General features: G+C 37.4%; 11 protein-coding genes. 6 read left to right on the top strand and 5 right to left on the bottom strand.

Annotated features, from left to right (window positions below; genetic code table 11):
- Positions 1-662, top strand: a 662-nt coding sequence (locus QZN27_RS06870; RefSeq protein ID WP_296785560.1) for a TMEM175 family protein, incomplete at its 5' end; no start/stop codon positions are given.
- 48 nt (positions 663-710) lie between these two features.
- Here QZN27_RS06870 and QZN27_RS06865 read toward each other — a convergent pair.
- Both QZN27_RS06865 and eif1A read right to left on the bottom strand, forming a co-directional pair.
- Positions 711-1,484, bottom strand: coding sequence for a serine protein kinase RIO (locus QZN27_RS06865; RefSeq protein WP_296785559.1), 774 nt, complete (start codon positions 1,482-1,484; stop codon positions 711-713).
- Positions 1,485-1,511: 27 nt separating this feature from the next.
- Positions 1,512-1,817 carry a translation initiation factor eIF-1A gene (gene eif1A / locus QZN27_RS06860; RefSeq protein WP_292600781.1) on the bottom strand — a complete coding sequence of 102 codons (306 nt, stop codon included), beginning with the start codon at positions 1,815-1,817 and terminating at the stop codon, positions 1,512-1,514.
- Between the two features lie 109 nt (positions 1,818-1,926).
- Between eif1A and glp the strand changes: the two genes are divergently transcribed.
- Genes glp through QZN27_RS06845 form a run of 3 tightly spaced genes read left to right on the top strand, consistent with a single transcriptional unit; the run spans position 1,927 to position 3,899 of the window.
- Positions 1,927-3,150 carry a gephyrin-like molybdotransferase Glp gene (gene glp / locus QZN27_RS06855; protein ID WP_296785555.1) on the top strand — a complete coding sequence of 408 codons (1,224 nt, stop codon included), beginning with the start codon at positions 1,927-1,929 and terminating at the stop codon, positions 3,148-3,150.
- Positions 3,151-3,177: 27 nt separating this feature from the next.
- Positions 3,178-3,639: a GyrI-like domain-containing protein gene (locus QZN27_RS06850; protein ID WP_296785553.1), complete on the top strand. Its 462-nt coding sequence runs from the start codon at positions 3,178-3,180 to the stop codon at positions 3,637-3,639.
- Between the two features lie 8 nt (positions 3,640-3,647).
- Positions 3,648-3,899 (top strand): hypothetical protein, encoded by a 252-nt coding sequence (locus QZN27_RS06845; protein WP_296785550.1) that lies wholly within the window; start codon positions 3,648-3,650, stop codon positions 3,897-3,899.
- Positions 3,900-3,922: 23 nt separating this feature from the next.
- Here the strand turns inward: QZN27_RS06845 and QZN27_RS06840 are convergent, their stop codons facing one another.
- The 3 genes from QZN27_RS06840 to hypD are packed head-to-tail and all read right to left on the bottom strand — an operon-like array spanning position 3,923 to position 6,990.
- Entirely contained in the window at positions 3,923-5,230 is a 1,308-nt protein-coding gene (locus QZN27_RS06840; protein WP_296785548.1) for a TldD/PmbA family protein, read from the bottom strand.
- A gap of 7 nt (positions 5,231-5,237) precedes the next feature.
- Positions 5,238-5,942, bottom strand: coding sequence for a phosphoglycolate phosphatase (locus tag QZN27_RS06835; RefSeq protein ID WP_296785546.1), 705 nt, complete (start codon positions 5,940-5,942; stop codon positions 5,238-5,240).
- Between the two features lies 1 nt (position 5,943).
- Positions 5,944-6,990, bottom strand: coding sequence for a hydrogenase formation protein HypD (gene hypD, locus QZN27_RS06830; protein ID WP_296785563.1), 1,047 nt, complete (start codon positions 6,988-6,990; stop codon positions 5,944-5,946).
- A gap of 88 nt (positions 6,991-7,078) precedes the next feature.
- Here hypD and QZN27_RS06825 point away from each other — a divergent pair, with 88 nt between their 5' ends.
- On the top strand, positions 7,079-8,764 hold the full coding sequence (locus tag QZN27_RS06825) for a cytidylyltransferase domain-containing protein (protein ID WP_296785544.1): 1,686 nt from the start codon (positions 7,079-7,081) through the stop codon (positions 8,762-8,764).
- Positions 8,748-9,597: N-acetylneuraminate synthase family protein (locus QZN27_RS06820; RefSeq protein WP_296785542.1), on the top strand; the 850-nt coding region annotated here is incomplete at its 3' end. The genes QZN27_RS06825 and QZN27_RS06820, both read left to right, overlap by 17 nt.

Below are 9,597 nucleotides of genomic sequence, written 5' to 3'. Positions count from 1 at the left end.
CAATTACTGATATCTCATCAGGGGTTGCTTTAAACGAATATTTCCTCAGGTATCTGGCACCGTCCATTTTGATATATTTCATAAGTTTTTACATTGTTTATAATTTTTGGGAAAACACTGTCATCCTTTTTAGTTTTAATAAGATAAGCTATGGCGTATTGACATTGAACATGATTACCATGGCGGCTATTTGTATGATACCGTTTGCAACAGGATTTCTTTTTAATTTTTATAATTACACTAATGCAAACATATTCTTTTCATTATTGATATTGGCAATCAGTTTGCTGTACATACTGATGTTCATGTTATTGATCAAAAATAATTTTAAGGAATATTTCGATAATAAGGATGAATTGAAAACTGCCATGCACAATTCCTATAATGACGGATTCGAATTGCCAAACTTGAGATTGTATCTTAGAGGAATTACATTAACGTTATTCTACCTTCTGTTGGCTCCTGTAATTACTTCACTGTTATCTCTTTTATTGGCATTCATATCTCCAAAAGCCAGCATATTGTCTTTTTTATTGACTTTAGTTCTGGTCTTTCTAATTCGAACTAGACGTTTTGCCAGTGACAATCTTGTGGGATTGGATTTAACTGATGAAGAAAAGGAATTTCTGGGTAATCTTCGAAATAGTATCTACGGCGAATGATGTGGTTATACTATTGCAATCGGTAAAAAAATGCATCCTGTTGAAAATCTAAAATTTAGGATTCACATATTCCCAAACTTCTTCAAAACTGGTTTTAACGCCAAGTTTTGTGTATTCGCGAACAAGTGTGTTGATGTCTCTCTCAAGCAATTCCTTTGAAATCGGATTGTCCAGAACTACAGATTGTGAAACGTCAATAATAACAGGTTTTTCATCCAAATTCAGGATATTATAATTGGACAGGTCTCCGTGAACGAGCTTTGCATCGTTCACAAATCGTTTTAAATCAACAAGCAACATGTTCCAAAATTCATCCGGATCTTGAGGAGGCTGGTTTCTGACAGGTTGTGCAGGATTTCCATCCTCGTCACCAATGAATTCGATTAACAATACATTGTTTGCACTTGTTATAGGTTTTGGAACTCTGACTCCGGCATTTTCAAGTCTTGTCAGGTTTTTAAACTCCTTTGTCACCCAAGAGTAAATGATTTTTCTTTTGTTTTTAGTCTTGACGTTGAATCTCGGATCTCCCTTTAGGTAATAATCCATCTTTTTAAAATCAGAAGTGGCAATCCTATAAATCTTGACCGCAACGAATTTTTCTTCATCTGTGATTCCGGTTAAGACATTAGCCTCTTTTCCGGTACTTATGGCACCGTTTAAAACATCAATGTATCCTTGATTAGCTAATTTATAAAGGGTTTCTAGCGTTATTTTGTCAAAAACTTCATTTCCTGTTTTTCTATCGGAGCTATCCTTTCTTCTTTTTTCGGAATGAATTTTTGCATGTTTGGCGTCTGCTTTAGCTACTTTAGGATCCATCATAATCAAAAAAATAAGTAATTGAGACTACATTTTCAAGTAGCCTTTTCTTTCAAGCCAATTGGATTCTGTTTTGGTGTATCTCCAGATTACATCAGCTTTTTCGTCAGATTGGAAATCCCATGGTTTTACTAGGATTACGTCTCCTTCACGTATCCAAATACGTTTTTTCATTTTTCCAGGGATTCTGGTCATTCTGATATGGCCGTCAGCACAACGAACTTTTAATTTACCGTGTCCCATAATTTGTTCAACTACTCCAGGTATTTCTCCTTTTTTAGGAGTTCTTACCCTTCTATACTCTTGTTGTTGGTTGTTGTTAGGCTTAGACAAATACTCTCCTCCAAAATAATAATATAATTTTATCCATTAGATTAAATTATTTATATTTATAGTAATATATTATATATTAATTTATTGGATTTTATAATATTGTGATATTATGGGTACAGAATTTTTAAAAATTAAGGAATGCGATGAGGCTATTGATATTATTCAAGGGCTATTCGATGAAAATTTAAAGCCTGAAAGCGAAGAGATTGAAGTGAGTGAAGCTTACGGCAGAATACTATTTGATGATGTTTATTCCAGAATGGATTTTCCTCCATTTAACAAAGCATTGAAGGATGGATTTGCAATTCTTTCAAGCGACAGTTTTGGAGCTTCAGAAGAATCACCAAATACCTTGGAGGTTATTGACTTTTTGGAGGCCGGTGCCACTACCGAAAAAAAAGTCGAGAAAGGCAGGTGCATTGAAATCAGTACCGGTGCAGCAATGCCTGAAGGCTCTGATGCTGTTGTTATGGTCGAATATGCCGAAAAAGGCGAAGGCACTGTTAATCTGCTCACCACTGCAACCCCATTTCAGGATGTTGCCAAGAAAGGTTCAGACATTGAAGAGGGTAAACTAATTCTTGAAAAGGGCGATTTCTTAAATCCGGGTAAAATCGGTGTCTTGCTGTCTCAGGGCTTTGAAACCATTGAAGTTTACAAAAAGCCAAGTGTAGGTATACTTTCATCAGGCAATGAAATAACACTTCAGGGGCAAGAGCTGGAATATGGTAAAATCTATGATGTAAATGGAGGAATGATTAAAAACGATGCCGTTTCCTGCGGTGCAGATGCTCACTTTTTAGGCGTTATGAGAGATGACTATGATGAGGTCAAACAAAAGATAACCGAATCCTTAAAAGAAGTTGATGTATTGTTCTGTTCCGGCGGAACCTCTGCCGGTCTTGGAGATGTCCTAAAGCATGTTCTGGATGAATTGGGTGAAGTGCATATTCATGGAATTTCAGTTCAGCCTGGAAAGCCGACAATTGTTGGTGTAATTGATGGCAAAATCGTAATTGGTCTTCCGGGAAATCCAGTATCTGCACTGATGATATTCAATGCCTTTGTAGCTGAACCTTTGACAAAACTGGCAGGTATCGACAAGGACTTTGAGCTAAAAACCCATAAAGGCAAAATCACAAAAAGAATCCACTCACAAGTCGGAAGAATGCAGTATCAGCTGGTTAAGGTAGATGGAGAAAATGTCCAACCGATATTCAAGGATTCCGGAGCAATATTTTCACTTTCAACCGCTGATGGCTATGTGAAGATTCCGAAGTTGGTCGAACTTGTTGACGAAGGCGAGGAAGTCGAAGTATTTTTATTCAATTAATATTATAAATTTAATGTAGGTGTAATTATGGATTATGAAGTAAAAGTAATTCCAGAACAAAAGTTAGGAGTTATTAACTGTAAAACCCCAATTGGTGATTTAGAAGTATTTTTATCCATGCTTTTGGATTGGGTTGACACTGAGGAAATTGAAACTGATGGGGAACCATTCATCGTTTATTTCTCACCAAGGCATGAAGTAAATCAGGGCGATGTGGTTTATGATGTAAGCATTCCACTTAAAGAAGATGCTGATGAAACCGAAAGGATTCGTGTTGTCGACATGATTGAAAATAAGGTTTTGGCCGCCAAGCATTTCGGCTCAACAGACAATATTATGGACACTTATGCCGAATTGGTTGATGTTGCTCAAGCTAATCATTATGACATCATCGGATCACCTAAGGAAGTCCTTATTAAAGGCGTCTACAATTGTGATGATGAAAACGATTATGTAACAGAAATTCAATTGCCTATCATTGAGATGTAGGTGATAAAATGGCAAAAAAAGAAAAATTTGATATTGATGAGGAAATTCAAAGGCTTTCCCGCAAAACCAATGTTAATATTAAGAAAACCGAATATTCCTTTTCAAAACAACTCGAAAGACTAGACAAAGAAGTCGAAAAGGTCATAAATGATAAAATTAGTGTATTTGATGAAGACAAGGAACTGACCGAAAAATACAAGTCAATTGAATTTAACCACGATACAATTGACAGATATAGAGAAAAATTGAAAAAAATCTAATTTTTCTCAATCTCTTTTTTTAACTATTGGCCGACCACCCTTAAATTATGCACCAGCAATTTTGGAATGATGAATGATCCATATTGCTTGATGTCGCTTTCAAGGCCTTCAACGCTTTTCATGATTTCAAATATGTTTCCGGAAATCATGGCTTTTGAAATAGGCTCGGTCAACTCACCATTTTCTATTTTGAATGCATTACTTGCTTCTACTGAGAAATCACCTGAAATGGGATTTGCAGTGTGTGCCCCTAAAACGCTTGTTGTCAAAACGCCGCTGTCAATTTCGCCAAGCTCCCTCTTTTCGCTGAACTTGAACTCAAGGTTTGTCGGACTAATCATTGGGGTTGAGAAATAGGACCCTCTTAGTCCGTTTGAGGTTGTTTTGACTCCCTCACAATTTGCAGTATAAATATCATAAATAAATGAATTTAATTTTCCGTCTTTAATCAAGTCGGTTTTCTGTGATGCGCTTCCTTCGCCATCGCATTTTGAAGAATACATTCCTTTTTCAAGCAAGGGATTGTCTGTAATGGTCAATGACTCATTAGCTATTTCCTGGCCTGTTTTGTCTTTGAGGATTGACCTTCCCCTGCGCACATTTTCACCATCAAATGCACCTAAAAATGTTTGCAGCAATCCGATTGCAGCATAATAATCAAGCACAACACTATAATCTCCGGTTTCTACAGGTTTTGTATTTAGTGAACTTTTTGCCAAATTACAGACTTCTTCGGCCAATTTTTCACCATCTATATCGAAAAATCTTGAAGACTGGGAGTTGTATGCAGTTGCAATCTGACCTTCATTCTGTATTATTACGGATAATCCTAAACCGAATCCTGTTCCTTCATTTTCGATTGAAACTCCGTTTGAATTCACAATCAGTGACCTTCCTTCACTTGCACTGAATCCTGAGCCTGTCACTTCACATCCGCTGTCATTTGCAATGGCTATTGTGTCCTTTAAAAATTCAACGGATTCGTCAACACTCAAGCCGCTGAATTTGCTGTCATAAACATTTTTGACTTCACTGACCTTTTCGACTTCTGCAAATGCATAGTTTTCATCGGTTTTGGTCAATTTTGCATTTTCAATGGCTTTCAAAGCAGTTTGTGAAATCTCATTGATGTTTGATGTAAATGCAAAGCCCTGCTTGTTGTCCTTGATGACTCTTATTCCAAGGCCCAATTCAATTTCCTCTTTTGCGAAGTTCAGTTCATCCTTGAGGGAATCCAGTTCGATGGTTCTCCCCTCATCGATATAAATCTCGTAATCGTCACATTTGTTTTCAAGTGTCTTTTTAACATCTTCTGCAATTTCATATATCATTTTATCACTACAGTGCAAATTTTTCAATTGCTTCGGCCACTCCGTCGCCAAATATGTTTTCACAAGTATAAGTGCTGATTTCCTTTAGCTTATCGTCTGCATTGCCCACAGCTATCTTGTATCCAACTTCTTTTAGGAAATCCTCATCGTTTTGGCTGTCTCCAATTGCCATAACGTTTTCCATATTTATTCCGTTTCTCTCACAGAGGTATCTGAGTGAAGTTCCCTTATTGACGCGCTTGTCGGTAATGTGAAGTGCAAATCCACTGTCATAAATTTCAAGCTGGTCCAGATATTCGAAGTCTTTCAGGGCATCTTCCAATTCTTCTCTGGAAAGTGTCTTGTAGAATACGGTTTCTGTTAGCCTGTACATGTTGTCGTGTGATGCATGCTTGTCAAATTTTTCGCCCAACTTTTCTTTCAGGTGGTTTTCGGCTGATGTTACGAAATCCCTTTCCACCATTGTTTCAACGGCATTGTTGTTTTCTCCTTCCTTAAAGACGACTCCTCCGTTTTCACATACGATGCCTCCGCTGCATCCTATTAAAACTTCAGTTGCATATGCATAGTTGACGACGTTTCCAGTTACAATTATGGTTGGAATTCCCTTAGTTTCGGCTTTCCTTAATGCTTTAATCGCTGATATGCAGATCTGTCTTTTGTCATCTGTTATTGTTCCATCGATATCTACTGCTATTGCTTCGATTGCCATGTTATCCCCTTGAATATCTGTGTGCAATGTTACATGTTCCCTCTTTACTTACCATACATGCTCCTATTGGGTGTAGAGGATTGCATGCTTTTCTAAAGAGTTTGCAGTCTTCAGGTCTTGCAAGCCCTCTTAAGATAGGTCCACAAATGCATCCTTTAGGAGCTTCGTTGACATCCTTGACTTCAATGTCATATTTTTCACGGGCGTTAAAGTCTGCAAATTCCTTTTTGACTTCAAGAATTGAATTAGGTATTTTTGGAAATCCTCTCCATTCCCTGGAAGTCACATCGAATACCTGATCAATCATATCTGTTGCGATCACGTTTCCCTCTTCTTTTACGGCCCTTTTGTATTCATTCTCTATTTTCGGTGTTTCGTTATGAATCTGTCTTAAAATCATGTAAACGGACATCAATATGTCCAATGGGTTAAATCCTGCTACTGCCTGTGGAATTCCGTAATCTGTTGAGAAGTATTCGAAAGGTTTGGTTCCGATTATTGTACAAACGTGTCCTGGCTGAATCAATGCATTTAATGTTGTTTCTCCGGAATTGATCAAAAAGTCAATTGCCGGTGGAATCAGCCTGTGGCAGGACAGTACTGAGAAGTTTTCTGGAGGTGTTGAGAGAAGCTCTGCAGCGGTTGTAGGGGCGGTTGTTTCAAATCCTGCTGAGATAAATGCAACATCATTGTCTACCTTTTCAGCTATTTCAATTGCCTTGTTGATACCATAGACAACTCTTACATCCCCTCCTTCTGCCTTTGCATCTGCAAGGGACCTTTCTGAACCAGGAACCCTTAGCATGTCCCCGAAAGTGGTTATTGTAACCCCCTTGTCAATGAGTTCCAATGCTTCGTCGATTTCACGTGATGGAACTACACATACGGGACATCCAGGTCCTGCGATGATTTCCACTTCATCTGGAAGCAGGCTTCTGATTCCATTTTCCATGATTGTGTGTTCGTGAGAACCGCAAACGTGCATTATTTTAACGGGTGTTGCCAGATCGTTAATTTTATCTATTAATTTTTTTGACATTTCTTTCATACTCATAATAACACCGAAGATTTAATATTATATCATTACTATATCTATTATTGTATTAATTAAATTTATGGATTTTTAAGGGAGATATATGTTTAACAATAATAAAATTTTAGTAGTTATTCCTGCAAGGGGAGGTTCAAAGGGTATTCCACGTAAAAACATTCGTTTGCTTAACCATAATCCTTTGATTTCCTATCCTATCAATATCGCCAAATCATCAGAGTATGTTGATGATATTGTGGTGACTACTGATGATTCTGAAATTGCATTGCTGGCTGAAAAATTTGGAGCTAGTGTAATAATGCGTTCCGAAGAGTTGTCAGGGGATGATGTTCCCCTTGACCCTGTTGTATATGATGCAATGGTTAAAAAAGAAAAACAGACTTTTGATGAGTATGACCTTGTAGTAACGCTCCAGCCGACTTCACCTTTATTGGAGCCGTCCACTCTTGATGCTGCAATTGAAAAGTTTGAGGATTTCGCCGTTGACAGCGTATTGTCAGTTGTGGATGACAGGCATCTGAGTTGGGGATATGATGAGAAAAATGAAAGGTATTTCCCAAACTATATTGAGCGAAAAAACAGGCAATACCTTCCAAAGGATTTCAGGGAAACCGGTGCTCTTCTCATAACTCGCAGAAATTTTGTTCATGAGGATTCCCGGTTGGGAACCAATCTTGACCTGATTGAAGTGTCTCGCCAGGAAAGCGTTGACATTGACAATTTCGAGGACTGGTGGATTGCTGAGAATTACCTGCAAAAGAAAAAGGTTGCAATCGTTGTTAATGCCTACGATGAAATTGGAACAGGCCATGTCCACAGATGTCTGTCAATTGCTTCAAAATTGGTTTTCCATGATGTGTTGTTCCTGATGGATGAGCAGCATCAGCTTGGAATCGATATTGTGGACAGTTATAATTATCCGTTTGAGATTTATGATGGGGAAGATGACCTGATAAAAATATTAAGGAAACATTCTCCGCAAATTGTTGTCAATGATATTATGGACACTTCAAGGGAATATATGACTCAGCTGAAAGAGGATGGTTATTTTGTCGTTAACTTTGAGGACATTGGAGTAGGTGCTGAAGTGGCTGACGTGGTGTTTGATGCATTGTATGAACATGATATGAGTGAAAAGAACGTTTTTACAGGATATAAGTATTATATTTTGGATGATGAATTCTACTTCCAGCCTCAAAAGGTCATTACTCCACAGGTTGAAAATGTCCTGATTGCTTTTGGAGGAACCGACCAGAACAATTTCACAGAAACGGTCATTGATTCAATTTTGGCAACCAGTTATGATGGAAGAATCAATGTGATTCTGGGAGTGGGATATGATGGCCTGGAGAGATTGATTGACAAATATGAATCAAATCAATCAGTTCAAATTTACAGGAATGTTTCAGACATTAGTGAATTCATGTTTAAGGCTGATTTGATATTTACTTCTGCTGGAAGAACAATGTATGAGGTCTGTTCACTCGGAGTTCCGACAATTTGTCTATGTCAGGATGAGCGTGAGTTGACACATGTCTTTGCAAATGAGACAAACGGATTTATTAACATGGGTCTGTCTACAGATATTGAAAAACAGGAGATTATCGATCAATTTATTAGCTTGGTAAACGATTATGAGTTAAGGCTTGAAATGAATCAGAAAATGTTAGGTATTGATTTGAAAGATGGTTTTGAAAATATTTGGGCAGTTATCCGTGGAGAATATAGGAAATTTGAGCTAAAGGGGCAAAAACATGAAAATATTCAATAAATATCCCTATTTGATTGCAGAAATAGGGGTTAATTTTTATGCCCTTGCTAAAAAGGAAGGAATTTCAGATATGGAAGCTGCAAAATTCATGATTAATGAGGCAAAGGAATGTGGTGTAGATGCAGTTAAATTTCAATCATATAAAGCTGAAACAATAACATCAAGGAATTCTCCTGCATATTGGGATTTGTCCGAAGAGCCGGCAACTTCCCAATACGAACTGTTTAAAAAATTTGACAAGTTTGGTGTAGGCGAGTACAGGGAGCTTGCAGAGTATTGTCAACAACTTGGAATAAAGTTTTTATCCACTCCTTTTGACTTTGAAGCTGTAGATTATCTGGATGAATTTATGGATATTTATAAGATTTCTTCTTCTGATTTGACTAACATTCCCTTCATCAAATATATTGCTGGTAAGAATAAGCCAATTTTACTTTCAACAGGTGCTGCTACATTAAATGAAATAAAAGAGGCAGTTAATGCAATTGAAGAGGTTTCAACAGTTGACATTGCGATAATGCATTCTGTTTTGTCATATCCTACCGCATATGAGGATGCAAATCTCTTGATGATTAAGGATCTGGTGGAAAATTTCCCGGATTATGAGATAGGATATTCAGACCATACAAAACCTGATGAAAACATGGCTGTTTTAACAACTGCCTATAATTATGGGGCTACAATTCTTGAAAAGCATTTTACAGTAGACAAGACATTGCCTGGCAATGATAACGATCATGCAATGGATCCTGATGATGTAATCAAATTCAAGTGGAATGTTCATTTCCTGTCTAAAATCAACGGCATGAAAAATAAGCAGCCTTTGATTTGTG

Source organism: uncultured Methanobrevibacter sp., assembly GCF_900316895.1.
In the GTDB taxonomy this organism is placed as follows: Archaea; Methanobacteriota; Methanobacteria; order Methanobacteriales; family Methanobacteriaceae; genus Methanocatella.
Note: the sequence above shows the minus strand (reverse complement) of the source record. Positions and strands in the feature narration are given on the sequence as shown.